Genomic DNA, 15,306 nt, shown 5'->3' on the forward strand with positions numbered 1-15,306 from the left:
CGGAAACTAACACCACGACCAGCACCCGCGCACCGCATCCCGGGCATCGTTCAGCCGAACGCGAGCACGGTCCGCACGTACACCTCGGTCGCGGTGACCAGATCCGCGACCGACACCCACTCGTCGAGACTGTGCGCCTGCGCCAACGAACCAGGACCGAACAACACAACCGGCGAACCGAAGTAAGCGGCGTCCGAACTGGCCGGAAAACCACGCGGCTCGGTGTCAACACCGCAACACCCGGCGGCCCCGGCGATCGCACCCGCCAGCGGATGCCCGGCAGGCAGCTCGTAGGGCTCGACGGTCCACCACGCATCCCCAACCGACCACTGCCCACCGCCCCCGGCCCGCGCCAGCGAACGCACGAGCTCCTCCCGCGCCCCCGCCGCGGTTTCCCCCGGCAGCAGCCGACGGCTGAGCTGGACCTCGCACCGCGCGGGCACGATGTTCGGCCGCACCCCGCCCTCGATGACACCGACATTGGCCGTGGGCGGCCCCAGCAGGGGATGACTTCGTTCCGCCAGCAACCGCTGGTAATCACCGAAAGAGGTGAGCAACGCAGCCGCGCCGAGGATCGCGTTCGACCCGTGCTGCGGCACGCTGCCATGGGTCGCCTCCCCGGTGACGACCAGGTCGTAGGCAGCCAGCCCCTTGGTCGCATGGCAGATCGTCAACTCCGTCGGCTCGCCGATGATCACACCGTCGACGAGCGGACCAGACGCCCCCAGCGCCTTCGCCCCCTCCTGCCGGAATTCCTCGTCACCGACACCCGCCACGAACACCTCACCGGGCGGGCTGACCGCCTGCTCCGCCAGCACCTCCGCCACTTCCAGGTAGCACGCCAGCGCGGCCTTCATATCGCAGGCACCACGCCCGTAGACCCGACCATCACGCACGGTCCCGGCGAAGGGCTCGGGGTAGTCGGTGGTCTCCACGGTGTCCAGGTGTCCCGCGAACATCAGCGACCGGCCACCACCACCGGCCAACCGCCCGATCGCGTTGTACCGCCCCGCCGCGTACTCCACCACCTCGCAACCCCAACCCAGCCGCTCCAGCCGGTCGTTGAGATATTGCGCGACGCGCTGTTCGCCCTGACCATCGCGAGGCGCATCGCCGAACGGGTTGACGCTGGGCAGACCGATCAGTTCACCCAACGTCGCCGCGAGCCGCTCGCGGTCGATCCGCGCGACGCACTGCTCCGCCACCGCATCACCGGCGCCAGTCGATGCCACGAAACCCCCAACAGAATCCGCGAAACCCCGGCAACGGGAGCATATCGGGCGCACGCACACTTCTCGCTCACCCAACGGACGCCACCGTTGGACCACACGCCGAGCCCACCGCCACCGACGACGTCAGGCGGCGGGGGAGGCTTCGATGTGACCGAGGTACCGGCGAGTCCAGCCGCACATTCCGACCTGCGCGACAAACCCGCTCGGCCGCCGCGCTGATTCCGCCGGTGGCGTAACCGATTCCCGGCACGCGGCCGCAGATCTACCGTGGCCGCATGCACTCACCGATCACGGGCACGGCCGCGGGCGTGCCGTTCACCGCCCTGGCACCGGCCGACGACGGCCCCGCCCCACTGCTCGTCACCTGGCACATGCTGGACGCGCCCAGGTCGGACGCCGCGTTCGCCGCCGCACTGCCGATGAACGACCTACCCGCGTGGCGGGTGCACCTCGGCATGCCGATGTGCGGGGCGCGCATGGTCGACGGCAGCATGGACGCTGGCGTGGAGTTGATGCGCAAAGACGTCCTGATGTCCGTCCTGCACCCCTTCGTCCAACAGGCGACCGAAGAATTCCCAGCCGCACTGGCATCGATCCGTGCGCAGCTGCCAGTCGATGACGGCCCGATCGGCGTGCTCGGCGGCTCGCTGGGCGGGGCCGTCGCCCTGCGGATCCTCGCCGACACCGACATTCCGGTGGCCGCTGGCGCCATCGTGAACGCCGCCATCCGGATGCGGTCCGTCGTCGACCTGTTCCCCGGCGACTACCCGTACAACGCCGAATCCGAGAAAGCCGTCGACAGCCTGGACTTCATCCCCAAGGCGGGCGTCATCGCCGGTCGCGCGCCGCTGCTGGTCGTCAGCGGCGAGCTGGATCACCCGGCGCTGCGTGCCGACGCGTTCCACCTCGTCGACGCGTTGGGGGACCGCTCCGAACTGCTGTCGATCCCCGGGCTGGCGCATCCACTCGCCGACGAGCCCGGCATCGAGCCCGCACCACAACTGCCACTGGCTCGCGAGGTGGACGCTGGCCTGACCACGTGGTTCCGACGCCACCTCGCGGACGCGGGCTAGGCGACGCCGACGACCTGCTCGGTCACGACGTTCAGCCGCGAACTGTGCCCATCAAGTCGGGCCGAACCATCAGGACCAAACATGAAACCAGCCGCGGTGAAAGGACAGACGCCGGGCTCAGTCCCGCGCGGCAGCCGACCAGTCCCGGGAGGCGTCCGCGCCCCAGCTCGCCAGCAGGCGCAGCGCCTCCTCCGACGCCGAACCGGGCTCGGCGTGGTAGATCGCCAGCGACTGCTCCTGATCGCCAGGAAGCGTGAAGGTCTCGTAACGCAGCGTCAGCTCACCCGCCAGCGGGTGCAGCATCCGCATGCTGCCGTGCGACTTCTTCTTGACGTCGTGGGCCGCCCACAGCGTCCGAAAGTCCTCGCTCTTCATGGAGAGCTCCCCGATCAGCGCCGTGAGCAGCGGATCATCCGCATGCAAGCCCGCGTCCAGCCTCAGGTGCCCCACCACGTCGGAAGCCTTGGATTCCCAATCGACGAACAGCCGCCGGGCCGCCGGGTCGAGGAAAGTGATCCTGGCCCAGTTCCGCTCCTGCGGGGCACGCGCCGCCCAGTCACCGAAGAGCGCGGACGCCGTGCGGTTCCACGCCAGCACATCGGTGCGACGGCCCCACACGTACGCGGGTACGCCCTCCATCGCCGTCAGCAGCTCCAATAGCGCGCGCCGCACCTGCTGGCGCTGCGGCGCGGGCCGCCGCTTCTGCCGCGTCGGCTTCGCCAGGTGCAGCAGATGGGTGTGCTCCGCGTCGGAGAGCTTGAGCGCACCGGAGATCGCGTCCAGCACCTCGACCGAAACGTTGCGGCCGTTGCCCTGCTCCAAGCGCGTGTAATACGCCACCGAGACCCCCGCGAGCTGTGCCAGCTCCTCCCGCCGCAGACCCGGCACCCGACGCCGTCGACCGTACCCCGCAAGCCCCACATCGCCCGGCTTCAGCCGGGCCCGGCGGGTGCGCAGGAACTCGCTCAACTCCGTGCGCGGATCGAGGCGCCGCTCATGGCCCGGGCCCGACACGGCTGCCGGGTCGGTGCGGGAGTCGGAGTGGGTAGCCATGCCCTCCAGTATCGCGCCGCCCAGTCCCGGTTCGGGGCCAGCCAGCCTGTCCCCGCCAGTAGTAGCCACACGAGACGTAGGCAACGCCGGGGTCTGGATAACGGCCACACGACCAGCGCAAACTGACTCCACACCAGGCGCACGACGGATGGGACGGCACCACCTCCCCGGATCGTGCCCGGCCACCAAATCGCCAGCATCGTTCGCCGAGGTGAAGTGTTTTCAGCGCCGACGCGATGGGGGTTGTTTTGTCCGACTCGACAGTGGAGTTGACCTGCACGGTCAACGGTCAGCACGTCCAACTCAAGTTGGACCCGAGAGAATCGCTACTGGACGTGCTGCGCGAACGGCTCTCGCTGACCGGCACGAAGAAGGGCTGCGACCAGGGCCACTGCGGCGCGTGCACGGCGCTCGTGGACGGTCGGCGGGTGGTGTCCTGCCTGACTCCCGCGGTCCAGGTCAACCGCCAAGCGGTGACCACCATCGAGGGCGTCGCAGACACCGACGGCAGCCTGCACCCGCTGCAGCAGGCGTTCATCGACAACGACGCACTGCAATGCGGCTACTGCACACCCGGCCAGATCATCTCCGGCATCGCCTGCATCGCCGAGGGCCACACCGACACCGACGACGAGATCCGCGAATACCTCAGCGGCAACATCTGCCGCTGCGGCGCCTACCCGGGCATCGTGGCCGCAGTACGGCAGACCGCGGACGCGGCGCGGAACGGGGCGTGACACGATGCGCCCCTTCACCTACATCGCACCGCAGACCCTGGACGCCACCCTGGACGCGCTGCGCACCGCGCAACCCGGCACCAAAATCCTGGCCGGTGGCACCACCCTGTACGACCTGATGAAACTGGACATCGAGACGCCGCCCGCGGTCATCGACGTACACCGGCTCGTTGAACTCGACACCATCGACCCCAGCGAACGGGAACTCGTCTTCGGAGCCGGTGCACGCATGGCTGACGTAGCCGACCACCCAGCGATCCGCACCGACTACCCGGCCCTGTCCGAGTCGCTGTGGCGCGCCGCGTCGCAGCAACTGCGCAACATGGCCACCGTCGGCGGGAACCTGCTGCAGCGCACCCGCTGCGCATACTTCCGCGGCGGCCCGGAATTCCCGTGCAACAAACGCACCCCCGGCAGCGGCTGCGCCGCCATCGGCGGCCAAGACCGCGGCCACGCCCTGCTCGGCGGCAGCGACTCGTGCATCGCCACCTATCCCGGTGACTTCGCCATCGCGCTCATCGCCTTCGACGCCACTGTGGACACCCTCGGACCGAACGGGGAACGCAGCGTGCCGCTCGCCGAACTGCACGTCGAACCCGGCGAAGACCCGACCCGCGAACACGTGCTCGCCCCCGACGAACTCATCATCCGCATCCGGGTGCCCGCAACCCCAGCCGGGCGCGGATCCACCTACCTCAAGATCCGCGACCGCGAGTCCTACGCGTTCGCCCTCGCCTCCGCCGCCGCCGGCCTGACCTTCGACGCGGACGGCATGATCAACGAATGCCGGATCGCGCTCGGCGGCGTCGCCACCCGACCGTGGCGGGCCACCGAGGCCGAACAAACCCTGATCGGCCAGCGGCTGACCCCACAGACCGCCCGACACGCCGGAGAGGTCGCCTTCGCCGCGGCACGCCCCGGCACCCACAACGGATTCCGCGTCGAACTGGGCATTCGCACGGTCGCCGACGCACTGCGCACGGCAGGAGAGCGAGCCACCAGATGACTGCCACGGACACTCCCGCCACAGGTACACCACCGCTGGACACCCGCCGCGTCGACGCCTACGAGAAGGTCACCGGCCGCGCCCGCTACGCCGCCGACCGGGTACCGGAGGGCGTCGCGTACGGGGCGTTCGCCACCGCGCCGATCGGCAAAGGACACATCGTCCGCATCGACACCTCCGCCGCACAAGCCATACCCGGCGTCCAGTTGGTGATCACCAAGTTCGGGCCGGACGAAATGCACGACGTCGGCTTCCTCATGACCGGCGGGCACGCGGTGCAGAGCCTGCAACCACTGCGCGACGACCACATCGCCTACCGCGGCCAGCCGATCGCACTCATCGTCGCCGACAACCTGGTCGCCGCGACCGAGGCCGCCCAACTGATCACGGCCGAATACCAGCCAGAACCATTCGCGGTGAAGATCAACGCCGAGGGCGCCAACACCCTGCTGCAGGAACACGCGATCCCACTGCCGTTCCTAGCCGACATCAAGGTCGGCGACGCGGACGCGGCATTCGAGGCCAGCCCGAAGCAGATCGCCAGCACCTACGAGCACCCCGCGCAGCACGCAGTACCGATGGAACCCTTCGCGAGCGTCGTGCACTGGGACGGCGACAAACTCATCGTCAACGACAGCACCCAGAACGTGAACGCAGTGCGGTTCGGCCTGGCCACCCAACTCGGCCTGAACCCGACCAACGTCGAGGTCACCTCGCCCTACCTCGGCGGCGGCTTCGGCAACAAGAACTCCATGTACGGGCACCTCGGACCGATCGCCATCGCCTCCCACCGACTCGGCAGACCGGTCAAAATGATGCTGCCCAGACCACAAACATTCCACACCGGCAGTTTCCGGCCAAACTCGGTGCACACCGTGCGACTCGGCGCCGACGACAACGGCAAACTGCTCGCCGCGATCCACGAAGTCGACCAGCAGACCTCCCGGCACGACCTGTTCCCGTCCGAGGCCACCACGGTCTCGTCCCGGCTCTACGCGGTGCCCACCTTCCGCGGCCAGCAGCGCCTGGTGCAAACCGACGTGCAAACCCCCGGTTTCATGCGGGCACCATTCGAAAGCCCAGCCATGTTCGCGCTGGAGTCCGCAATGGACGAACTCGCCTACGCGACCGGCCGCGACCCGGTGGAACTGCGACTGGCCAACGACACCGCGGTCGACCCGGTCACCGGCCTACCGTTCTCCAGCCGCCACCTGGCCGAGTGCCTGCGCCGCGGCGCAGCCCGATTCGGTTGGGACAAACGCAATCCGGAGCCAGGCTCGATGATCGCCGAGGACGGTTCGATCCTCGGCTGGGGCGTGGCCGCCGGCTGCTATCCAGGCAGCATCGTGCCAGCCATCGCACACGTCTCCGCGACGGAAGACGGCACCATCACCGTAGCCGTCGGCGGGCACGAGATGGGCCAGGGCATTCGCTCAGCCATCGCGCTGCTCGTCGCACAGGACCTCGGCGTGCCGGTGAACAAGGTGATCGTGCAGGTCGGCGACACCCGAGTGGCGCCGCAGCACCTCACCGCCGGTTCCTGGGGCACCTCAAGCGCGCTGCCCGCCGTGCAGTCCGCCATCGACGAACTGCGCAAAGCCCTGGACGTCACCGAACCCGACGACGTGGACATCCCAGCCGCGCTGCGCGCCAAGGGCAAGTCGGTGATGACGGTCGAGGCCAGCACGCTCGCGCCCGGCCAACCCCCGCAGATCCTCGACCAGCTCAAGGGCGGCGGCCTCGCCATCGCCGGACCGGTCTACCCCGAGTTCGTCACATTCAGCTGGGTCGCGCACTTCGTCGAGGTCCGCGTCGAACCGACCACCCGGCGCATCAGGGTGCCGCGAGCGGTCAGCGTCGTGGACTGCGGCCGGGTGGCCAGTCCGATCACCGCGGCCAGCCAGGTCCGCGGCGGCGTGGTGTGGGGGATCGGCGCGGCGTTGCGCGAGGAAAGCGACGTCGACGACCGCTTCGGCGGCTTCCTCAACACCACGCTGGAGGAGTACCCGGTCCCGGTCAACGCGGACATCCACCAAATCGACGTCGACTTCATCGACGAACCGGACCTGCTGTTCAACCCAGTCGGCGTGAAGGGCGTGGGCGAAGTCGGCATGGTCGGCGTCGCCGCGGCCGTCGCCAACGCCGTGCACCACGCAACCGGTCGACGCATGCACCGACTGCCCATCCGGTTGGAACATGTCCTCTGAGCAATCGGCGACCGCAATGGCCACCACACCGGACAACGCCCTCAGCACCCGCCCGTCGGTCAGCCGACCGGACGCACTCAGCCCGGCCGCGCTGGCCGACGCCAGGCAACACCAGCCGCTGCGCGGCCTGATCGGCCTGGCCTTCGTCGTCCCCGTCACCGTGCTGCTGTCCATCGGCGCGGGCGGGGCCCTCCACTCGTTGACCCTGATCGGACCGATCATCACGTTCGCGCTACCGATCATGGCGATGATCGCGTTCTGGTGGGAGGACTGGCCCGGCACGCTGCTCCCACGCCCCTGGTCCGGCCTGTACAACACCGCGATCGTCGTAGTCGGCGGCGTACTGCTGACCGTGCTCGGCCAACTCGTCATCAACGGGACCGACCTGACCGGCGTGTTCGCGCCGGGCCCCGCCCACCCCGGCCTCTACCCGGCCGCGAACTCGCTGGCCGGCAGCATTTTCACGATCTTCCTGCAACTGACCCTGGTTTGCGAACGCTGGCCGCTGGGCGGCCTCGGCCGCATTCCGTCCGGCCTCGCCGCCGTCGTGCTGTGCTGGGCGCTCGGCCTGATCGCCTGGTTTGTCGCGGTGCGCTCGCACCTGGTCGAGTCGGAGAACCACGGTGCCTGGTTCACGTCGATCGGCGCATGGCAGATGCTCTTCTACGTCGCGTTGCGCGGTTGGCCGTTCGCGCGGATCGACCGGAAGTGGTTGCGGCTGCCGCTCGGCAATGTTGTCGTGATCGCCTGCGGGTGGGGCAGTTACCTGCTCGTCGACGTTGTCCTCAACTGGCCAGGAACCCGGATCACCGCGACTGCCGGCACCGCTGTCGGCTGCATCCTGCTGGTGACCATGTTGTTCGAGGCGTGGCCTGCGATCCGGGTCGACAGGATCGCGCTGGGCCGCACCATGGCCGTGCTGGTCGCGGTGATCCTCACCGCGTTGCTGGTCCGGCTCTTGCCGATGCTCGCCAGCACCCTCGGCGTGCCGCAGGCGCGCGAATGGAGCTGGACCACGCAGGTCATGCTGAACGCGCTGAGCACCGCGGTGATCCTGCACGTCGCGGTCTGGCGACGGTGGCCGGTGCGTACCCAACCATCCGAATGAACGCGGGTGCGGGGGAGAGGTGGCCATGCGCCTCGTGGACCCGGGTGATCGTGGTCAGTCGGCACGGTACGCGCACCGTGTTAACCGGCAGTGCCTCGTCGACCAGATGGCGAACGTCCAGTCGTCTCGACGTGCTTGGCCACGGCCACATTTCTTGCCAGCTACGCCGAGATCGGCCAACTCGGCCGAGACAGGACACCAGCGGAGGAGTGCGATCGTGCCTCCCGTACGATTCACTTAACATAATGTACATTATCGGCACTCTGTTGATCTGCGGTGATGGTCGTGGGAAGTGCCGTTCGGGCCGGATTTGCATGTTGCGCTGAGCGCGCATCCGTTCGTTGCGGCGCCGTGCGTGGCGGTTTGGTTGGCGCTGGCGGTTCACACGTGGTTGGCGCCGAATGGGTTTCGATGCGGCGCCGAGACCGTCGAGTCGGCGGATTTCGCGTAGGCAGCCACGACTTGCCCGGTCTCCGCCAACCTCGTTCCGCGACCCATTAACGTCACAGTGACGAATATCGGTGGGATTCCCGGGACTCTGCGGATCGGCCACAGCATGAAGGCATTGGACGTCCTCGGGTTCGACGAGCGATGTTGATCTTGACTTGGCGTGAGCCCGACGATTTCCTTGCGCTGATGTCGGATCACGACGCGAAGGTTGTTCGTTGCCTTGTTGGTCAAGGAGGCGACGCGGTTCCGGTGCGAGCTGTCGTGTCGGTCCCCCGAGGGCGGTCAGCCCGCTGGACGCCGAACCCTTTCTCCATTTGATGGATAATTAACGTTATCCATCAAATGGAGATCAAAAACCGGAGTAGCAGAACGGACGCGCCCGACCGTCGCGGTGCGGGCGAGCTTGGTCTGCCCCCGCCCCCAGCCAGCTGCCCCCTGTCGGCGATCTCGTTGGCCACTCCCCTCGTTCATGGCGTTCCCGTCCACTCCCCTCTGGCCGCGACCGGCGGCGAGAGCGAGGATCGGTGGAGTGCGTCAGGTGCTTCACCGGTTCGGTGTGGTTCGGAGGTTTTCGCGATGAGTGTTCCGCTGCCGGAGTGGTTCGCCTACCAGGCTGTCGATGCTGGTGGTGTGCGCATCAACTGCGCGGTGGGTGGTGATGGCCCGCCGCTGCTGCTGTTGCACGGATATCCGCAGACCCATCTGATCTGGCACCACGTCGCGCCGGAGCTGGCCGCCGATCACACCGTTGTGCTCGCTGATCTGCGCGGATATGGCGACAGCGACAAACCTCCGGCGGGGCCGGGTGACGTCGAGTACTCGAAGCGCGCGATGGCGCGGGATCAGTTGCTGGTCATGCGTGCGCTCGGGTTCGAGCGTTTCGGGGTGGCCGGGCACGACCGGGGTGGCCGGGTCGCGCATCGGTTGGCGTTGGACGCACCCGAGGCCGTGAGCGCGGTGGCCGTGTTGGACATCGTGCCGACGCGTTATGCCTTCGCCCATGCGGACAAGGCGTTCGGGTTGGGTTACTACCACTGGTTCTTCCTTGCTGCGGGTGGTGGGATTCCGGAGCGGTTGATCGGTGCTGACCCGGAGTTCTGGATCAGGGCGAGGATGACCGCGCGGCATCGTGGTGGGGTGCCCTTCGATGCTGCCGCGATGGCGGAGTACGTCCGCTGCTTCTCCGCTGCGGAGGCGATCGCCGCGTCGTGTGCGGACTACCGCGCGGCGGCGACGATCGACCTCGAACACGACCAAGCGGACGCGGGCCGGGTGCTCGGCGCCCCTCTGCTGGCGTTGTGGGGTGCGGACAGCTTCGTCGGGCGCAATTACGACGTGCTCTCGGTCTGGCGCGACTACGCCGCCGAGGTGCGGGGGTCCGCCCTGCCGTGCGATCACTACGTGCCCGAGGAGCAGCCCGATCTGACCGTGGCCGCGCTGCGCGAGTTCTTCAGCGGCCGCGTGTGACGACCGGGTTCGCCGGTAGCGCTCCCCCGCGCTTCATCGGGGAGCTGGCTCGCTGACGATCGCTGGGCGGACCTTGCGGTCCTGGTGTTGCTGCCGCCGGGTCGTGGGCGTAATGTCCGCACTCATGACCGGATGAGCACATTTGGTCATGGCGTCACGGGTCATTGGGTCACATTTCATTGGGTCACATTTCATGGAGGGTTTGGTGGTGGAGGGCGCTCGGGGTCGTTCCGGGCAACGGCAGCAGCGTGGGCAGCGGATTTTGGATGCCGCGGCCGAGTTGGTCCTGCGCTGGGGGTACGACAAGACCACTTTGGACGATGTGGCGAGGTCGGCAGGGGTCGCCAAGGGGACGATCTACCTGCATTGGAAGAACCGGGAGCGGCTGTTCATCGCGCTGTTGCGGCGGGAGCGGGTGGCGCTGCTGGCCGAGGTGCGGCGGCGGGTCGTCGAGGGTCCGGGGAGTCCGTCGCTGCGGAGTCTGCTGGTGCAGATGACGTTGGTGTACCTGCGTCGGCCGTTGCTGCTGGCGGTGGTGACGCGCGATAGGGATGTGATCGGCAAGCTGGCCAGCGCTGAGCGGGCGGCGCAGGCCGGGAGTGCGTTGCGCAGTGATTTCGTGCGGTACCTGGGGGTGCTGCGGGCGCAGGGCTTGGTGCGGCTGGATCTGGGGTTGGCCGAGCAGGTGCAGTTGGTCAGTGCGACGTTCCTGGGGTTTTTCCTTGCGCCGCCGATGGTTCCGGAGGAGTTCGCGGTGTCGGAGGAGGTGCGGGCGGAGTTGCTGGCCGAGGTGGTGTGCCGGTCGCTGGCGGCTGGTGGCGAGGTCACCGCGGCGCAGGCGGATCGGCTCGCGGTGGTGACGGTGCGGTATTTGGACGAGGCGTTGGAGAACGCGGAGACGAAGTATCGGGATCTGCTGGGTTCCGAGGAATGAGGGGTGTTCCGGTGTCTGTTGTGGTGCCGTTGGATGCCGCTGACGCGGATTTGGCGTTGGTGGGCGGTAAGGGTGCTTCGTTGGCGCGGTTGGCCGGTGCTGGGTTGCCGGTGCCGCCGGGTTTTGATGTGACGACGGCGGCGTATTGGGATTTCGTAGCCGCTGCGGGTTTGCGGGAGCCGATCTTGGCGGCGGTGGCGGCGGTCGATGTTGATCGGCCGGAGACCGCACGGGCGGCCTCGGAGCGCATTCAGCGGTTGTTCGCCGAGAGCGCGGTGCCGGTGGCTGTTGCTGAGGCGATCTGCGAGGCCTACGCGGCGATGGGTGCTGAGGTGGCGGTGGCGGTGCGGTCTTCGGCGACGGCGGAGGATCTGCCGGAGATGTCGTTCGCTGGTCAGCAGGACACGTTTTTGAATGTTCGTGGTGGGTCGGCGGTGGTGGATGCGGTGCGGCGGTGTTGGGCGTCGTTGTGGACGGCGCGGGCGATCGACTACCGGTTGCGCAACGGGGTGGCCGCGGATGGGGTGGCGCTTGCGGTGGTGGTGCAGGAGTTGGTGGCCGCGGATGCGGCTGGGGTGTTGTTCACCCGGGATCCGGTGACCGGTGGCGGTGCGGATGTGGTGGTGAACGCGGCTTGGGGGTTGGGTGAGTCGATCGTCGGTGGTCAGGTCACGCCGGACACCTACGTGGTGGCTCGTGGTGGTGGGTTGCGTGATCAGGTTGTTGGGGACAAGGCGGTGATGACGGTGCGCGCCGATGGTGGGACTCGGGAGGTGGCGGTGTCGGCGGATCGTCGTGGGGTTGCGGTCCTCTCCCCTGCCGAGGTCGGTGAGTTGGCGGAGTTGGGGGTGCGGATCGAGGAGTTGTACGGGCGGCCGATGGATGTGGAGTGGGCGGTGCGGGGTGGTCGGTTCTGGGTGGTGCAGGCGCGGCCGATCACCGGGTTGCGGGAGCGGCCGGTTGAGGTGTGCAACGACAGTCTGGCTGGGGATTACCTGTGGACGTGCGCGAATTTGGGTGAGGCTATTCCGAGTGTGATGACGCCGTGCACGTGGTCGTTGGTGGAGATCTTCATGTCCGAGGCGATGTCGTTGTCGCGGTTGGGGCCGCATCGGTTGTCGGGCAACATCGGTGGGCGGTTCTACCTGAACTTGAGTTTGACGTTCGCGGCGGGCAATGCGCTGGGTTTGGGAGAGTTGGCGCGTGGGGAGATCGATCGGGAGGCGTTCGTGCGGCGGTGGGGGCATCGGTGTCCGGACGAGTTCGAGGTGTCGGTGCCTCGGCCTGCGGAGGATCCGGAGTGGATCGATCGGCAGTTGGCGGGGTGCGGCTGCGGGGACTGATCCGCTGGAGCTGTTGGGGCGGCAGGAGCGGGCGCGGGATGCGGCGTGGGCGCGGTTGGCGTCGCGGTTTCCGCGCAGGCAGCGGGCGTTGCGGCGGCGGGTCGCGAGCGCTGGGCGGGCGGCGCGGGGTCGGGAGGCGGCTCGTTCGGAGGTGATCCGGGCGTTTTGGGTGTTGCGGGCGTTCGCGTTGCGGGCTGGTGAGTTGATCGGATGTGGTGGGGATGTGTTCTTCTTGCGGATCGAGGAGGTTTTGGCGGTGTTGGGCGGGTCGCGGGAGCCGTTGGTGGCGGTGGCGGATCGGCGGCGGGCGTATCAGGCGTGTGTGGCGTTGGGGCCGTATCCGACGTTGATCCGGGGGCGTTTCGATCCGCTGCGGTGGGCGGCGCGGGCGGATCGTCGTTTCGATGTGTTCGATGAGTCGACTCGGTTGGCGCCGGTGTCGGGTTCGGTGCGCGGGTTCGCGGGTGCGGCTGGTGTCGTGGAGGGCGTGGTGCGGGTGTTGGGGTCGGTGGCGGAGGGTGATGCGTTGCGGGCTGGGGAGGTTTTGGTGACGACGGTGACGAACGTGGGGTGGACGCCGTTGTTCCCGAGGGTGGCGGCGGTGGTGACGGATGTGGGTGCGCCGTTGTCGCATGCGGCGATCGTGGCTCGGGAGTTGGGGATTCCGGCGGTGGTCGGGTGTGGGAATGCGACGGCGCGGTTGCGCAGTGGTGATCGGGTGCGGGTGGATGGTGCGGCGGGCACGGTTGAGGTGTTGGTGCCGGTCGGGGGTTGAGGCGGCGGGGTGTGTTGTGGGTTATCGGGGGTGGTGGGCGGTGGTGGCGAGTTTGGCGGCGAGGTGTTCGGCCCAGCGTCCGGCGCGTTGTGGTTCTGCTGGGCGGGGTGTGCCGGTGGTGTCGAGGTAGAAGCTGTTGGCGGGTTCGGTGATGATGTGGAAGCCGGCTCGGCGGAGGTGTTTTTCGGCGGTGTGGGTGGCCAGGCCGGGGGTGTTCTCGGTGCGGGTGTCGAAGGTGGCGGCGTGCACCGGGTTGAGTCCTTTGTGGATGGTGTTGAGCCAGTTGCGCAGCCCGTGTTCGGTTGCGGGGTGGTTGGGGTCGAAGGCGCTGGTCGGGCCGCCGACGACGAGTAGTCCGGCGTGCTCGCCGATGCAGGTGGGGGCGCTGGTGACCTCGGCGAGGTCGACCTCCATCCAGCGGGCGAGTCCGGCTGCGATGTGTTCGGCGATGGTTTCGGTGTTGCCGGGCGTTGATTCGTAGACCACCAGTGCGCGCATCGGGGCCCCCTCCCCTGTCTTGGTGTGTTGCCGCCCATGGTCGGTTGGGGTGTGGGGGTGGCGACCAGGGTCGAAGGACCCTGTGCTCGTTGGTGCGGGGCCTGGGTTTTGGCGATTTCGCGCGAAATCGCCGGTGGGGGGGGGGGGCGGGTGGCGCTGTGGCGGGAAACCGCCACCCGCTGTCATGGGGGGTGGCCAATCTGTCGGGGTGGGGTTTGGTGCCGATTCGGCGCAGGGATCGGTCCAGCAGGGTGACGGTGAGGAACAGTGCGGCGCTGGCGATCATGAACGTGGCCAGGTGGTGCAGGCCGGTGGTGTCGGCGCCGAGGATGAGGCAGGCCAGTGATAGCGGGATGTCGACGGAGAAGGTGTGCGCCAGCCGCCGAGGCCGATGAGCAGTCCGCCGAGGGTGGGGCCGATGACGGAGATGGTTTGGCTGGCGACCGACAGTGCGGTGAGGACTGTGTTGGGGCTGTCGCGGCCGGTGCGTTGGGATTCGCTGCGGATGAGGAACATCGCGGCGGGGTATCCGGCGCAGGTGCCCAGTCCGAGCAGTACTCGGGCGAAGATCAGTGCGCCCAGTGTTGGGGCCAGGGTGGCGAGGTAGAGCGCGGAGATCAGCCAGGCGGTTTGGGATGGTGGCGCGCCGAAGGCTGCGCCGATGGGGATCAGGGACACCGCGATCATGGAGGAGTTCACCGGGTTGAGGACTGAACCCAGGATCATCGGGGCGATGAGTTTGCGGTTGAAGCCCTCCGGTGCGGCTGGGGTGCGGTGGGTGTGTGCGGGGATCACAGGTGGGTGAGGCGTTCGAGCAGGGCCATCGTCTCGATGATGCGGTGGCGTTCGTCCTAAGATCTTCAGTTCAGACTGTTCAGTTTTGGCTGTGTAATTCGCGGCACTGCCAGCACCGGGGGGCTTCGGTGCGGGTCAGGGGCGCCAGCGGGAGGCGTAGCCGGGGCGGTCGGCGTAGGGCAGGCCGAGCAGGGCCCGGGTGGGGCAGCCGCGTTCGTCTTCGGGCGGGTAGCTCTCCCCCAGCGTGTCGCAGGGGCCGCCGCCGCTGCCGCAGTGGTGGTGGGCGGCGAGCAGGCGGGTTTTGAGTTCGCATTCGCGGAAGCCGCGGATCGGGGTGATCAGGCAGGCGCGGCCGGCGCCGGTTTCGGCGTCTTCGCGGGCCAGGCGCAGCAGTTCCAGGTCGATGTCGAGCTGGCGGCGCAGGAACTGGACGAACCGGTCCATCTGTCGCACTCCCGTTGTCCGCGGTGGGTGTTGGTGACAGACAGGGGACGCGGCGACGGTTCGGTGATGACGGCGGCTGATCGAAAAGTGATCGTGCCATCCCCGCGTGGGGCGGTGATTGATTGACCGGATGTTGGCGGATTGTCGCCAGGAATTCTCCTCGCCGGGGGCTGCTGCGTACCGT

14 protein-coding genes are annotated in these 15,306 nt (G+C 68.3%); 9 read left to right on the forward strand and 5 right to left on the reverse strand.

The features are described 5' to 3' along the window. Positions 1–50: 50 nt before the first annotated feature. On the reverse strand, positions 51–1,232 hold the full coding sequence (locus tag ACTWQN_RS09185; protein ID WP_443202939.1) for a M20 family metallopeptidase: 1,182 nt from the start codon (positions 1,230–1,232) through the stop codon (positions 51–53). A 275-nt stretch (positions 1,233–1,507) separates the two neighbouring features. On the opposite strand from ACTWQN_RS09185, the gene ACTWQN_RS09190 reads away from it, so the two are divergent. After that, positions 1,508–2,305 (forward strand): alpha/beta hydrolase family protein, encoded by a 798-nt coding sequence (locus tag ACTWQN_RS09190; protein WP_443202940.1) that lies wholly within the window; start codon positions 1,508–1,510, stop codon positions 2,303–2,305. A 117-nt stretch (positions 2,306–2,422) separates the two neighbouring features. Here ACTWQN_RS09190 and ACTWQN_RS09195 read toward each other — a convergent pair whose 3' ends face one another. After that, positions 2,423–3,358, reverse strand: coding sequence for an MmyB family transcriptional regulator (locus ACTWQN_RS09195; RefSeq protein ID WP_443202941.1), 936 nt, complete (start codon positions 3,356–3,358; stop codon positions 2,423–2,425). Between the two features lie 248 nt (positions 3,359–3,606). Between ACTWQN_RS09195 and ACTWQN_RS09200 the strand changes: the two genes are divergently transcribed. The 8 genes from ACTWQN_RS09200 (at position 3,607) to ACTWQN_RS09235 (ending at position 13,385) form a co-directional block, all read left to right on the forward strand. Beyond that, the gene (locus ACTWQN_RS09200; protein WP_443202942.1) at positions 3,607–4,095 is read left to right on the forward strand and encodes a (2Fe-2S)-binding protein; all 489 of its coding nucleotides are present in this window, start codon (positions 3,607–3,609) and stop codon (positions 4,093–4,095) included. 4 nt (positions 4,096–4,099) lie between these two features. After that, positions 4,100–5,101, forward strand: a complete 1,002-nt coding sequence (locus ACTWQN_RS09205) for an FAD binding domain-containing protein (RefSeq protein WP_443202943.1) — start codon at positions 4,100–4,102, stop codon at positions 5,099–5,101. Then, positions 5,098–7,308 carry a xanthine dehydrogenase family protein molybdopterin-binding subunit gene (locus ACTWQN_RS09210; protein WP_443202944.1) on the forward strand — a complete coding sequence of 737 codons (2,211 nt, stop codon included), beginning with the start codon at positions 5,098–5,100 and terminating at the stop codon, positions 7,306–7,308. The genes ACTWQN_RS09205 and ACTWQN_RS09210 overlap by 4 nt, the downstream gene beginning before the upstream one ends. After that, positions 7,298–8,416 carry a hypothetical protein gene (locus ACTWQN_RS09215; RefSeq protein ID WP_443202945.1) on the forward strand — a complete coding sequence of 373 codons (1,119 nt, stop codon included), beginning with the start codon at positions 7,298–7,300 and terminating at the stop codon, positions 8,414–8,416. Before ACTWQN_RS09210 ends, ACTWQN_RS09215 begins: the two co-directional genes overlap by 11 nt. 1,026 nt (positions 8,417–9,442) lie before the next feature. Continuing rightward, positions 9,443–10,333: an alpha/beta fold hydrolase gene (locus ACTWQN_RS09220; RefSeq protein WP_443202946.1), complete on the forward strand. Its 891-nt coding sequence runs from the start codon at positions 9,443–9,445 to the stop codon at positions 10,331–10,333. A gap of 205 nt (positions 10,334–10,538) precedes the next feature. Then, positions 10,539–11,267, forward strand: coding sequence for a TetR/AcrR family transcriptional regulator (locus tag ACTWQN_RS09225; protein WP_443202947.1), 729 nt, complete (start codon positions 10,539–10,541; stop codon positions 11,265–11,267). An 11-nt stretch (positions 11,268–11,278) separates the two neighbouring features. Further along, positions 11,279–12,610 carry a PEP/pyruvate-binding domain-containing protein gene (locus tag ACTWQN_RS09230; protein ID WP_443202948.1) on the forward strand — a complete coding sequence of 444 codons (1,332 nt, stop codon included), beginning with the start codon at positions 11,279–11,281 and terminating at the stop codon, positions 12,608–12,610. Between the two features lie 13 nt (positions 12,611–12,623). Continuing rightward, positions 12,624–13,385, forward strand: coding sequence for a PEP-utilizing enzyme (locus ACTWQN_RS09235; protein WP_443202949.1), 762 nt, complete (start codon positions 12,624–12,626; stop codon positions 13,383–13,385). Between the two features lie 21 nt (positions 13,386–13,406). Here ACTWQN_RS09235 and ACTWQN_RS09240 read toward each other — a convergent pair whose 3' ends face one another. From ACTWQN_RS09240 to ACTWQN_RS09250, 3 genes are all read right to left on the reverse strand, one after another. Further along, positions 13,407–13,883: a flavodoxin family protein gene (locus ACTWQN_RS09240; RefSeq protein ID WP_443202950.1), complete on the reverse strand. Its 477-nt coding sequence runs from the start codon at positions 13,881–13,883 to the stop codon at positions 13,407–13,409. A 282-nt stretch (positions 13,884–14,165) separates the two neighbouring features. Then, positions 14,166–14,609 carry an MFS transporter gene (locus tag ACTWQN_RS09245; protein ID WP_443202951.1) on the reverse strand — a complete coding sequence of 148 codons (444 nt, stop codon included), beginning with the start codon at positions 14,607–14,609 and terminating at the stop codon, positions 14,166–14,168. 204 nt (positions 14,610–14,813) lie between these two features. Beyond that, positions 14,814–15,122: a DUF6221 family protein gene (locus ACTWQN_RS09250; protein WP_443202952.1), complete on the reverse strand. Its 309-nt coding sequence runs from the start codon at positions 15,120–15,122 to the stop codon at positions 14,814–14,816. Positions 15,123–15,306 lie beyond the last annotated feature (184 nt).

It is taken from the genome of Saccharopolyspora antiqui (assembly GCF_052246905.1).
In the GTDB taxonomy this organism is placed as follows: Bacteria; Actinomycetota; Actinomycetes; order Mycobacteriales; family Pseudonocardiaceae; genus Saccharopolyspora.

Bases quoted from the DNA above. Each gene is read 5' to 3' on its own strand.
- ACTWQN_RS09210 (WP_443202944.1), top strand. From the start codon at position 5,098: ATGACTGCCACGGACACTCCCGCCACAGGTACACCACCGCTGGACACC.
- ACTWQN_RS09250 (WP_443202952.1), bottom strand. From the start codon at position 15,122: ATGGACCGGTTCGTCCAGTTCCTGCGCCGCCAGCTCGACATCGACCTG.
- ACTWQN_RS09245 (WP_443202951.1), bottom strand. From the start codon at position 14,609: ATGATCCTGGGTTCAGTCCTCAACCCGGTGAACTCCTCCATGATCGCG.
- ACTWQN_RS09190 (WP_443202940.1), top strand. From the start codon at position 1,508: ATGCACTCACCGATCACGGGCACGGCCGCGGGCGTGCCGTTCACCGCC.
- ACTWQN_RS09195 (WP_443202941.1), bottom strand. From the start codon at position 3,358: ATGGCTACCCACTCCGACTCCCGCACCGACCCGGCAGCCGTGTCGGGC.
- ACTWQN_RS09240 (WP_443202950.1), bottom strand. From the start codon at position 13,883: ATGCGCGCACTGGTGGTCTACGAATCAACGCCCGGCAACACCGAAACC.
- ACTWQN_RS09205 (WP_443202943.1), top strand. From the start codon at position 4,100: ATGCGCCCCTTCACCTACATCGCACCGCAGACCCTGGACGCCACCCTG.
- ACTWQN_RS09215 (WP_443202945.1), top strand. From the start codon at position 7,298: ATGTCCTCTGAGCAATCGGCGACCGCAATGGCCACCACACCGGACAAC.
- ACTWQN_RS09220 (WP_443202946.1), top strand. From the start codon at position 9,443: ATGAGTGTTCCGCTGCCGGAGTGGTTCGCCTACCAGGCTGTCGATGCT.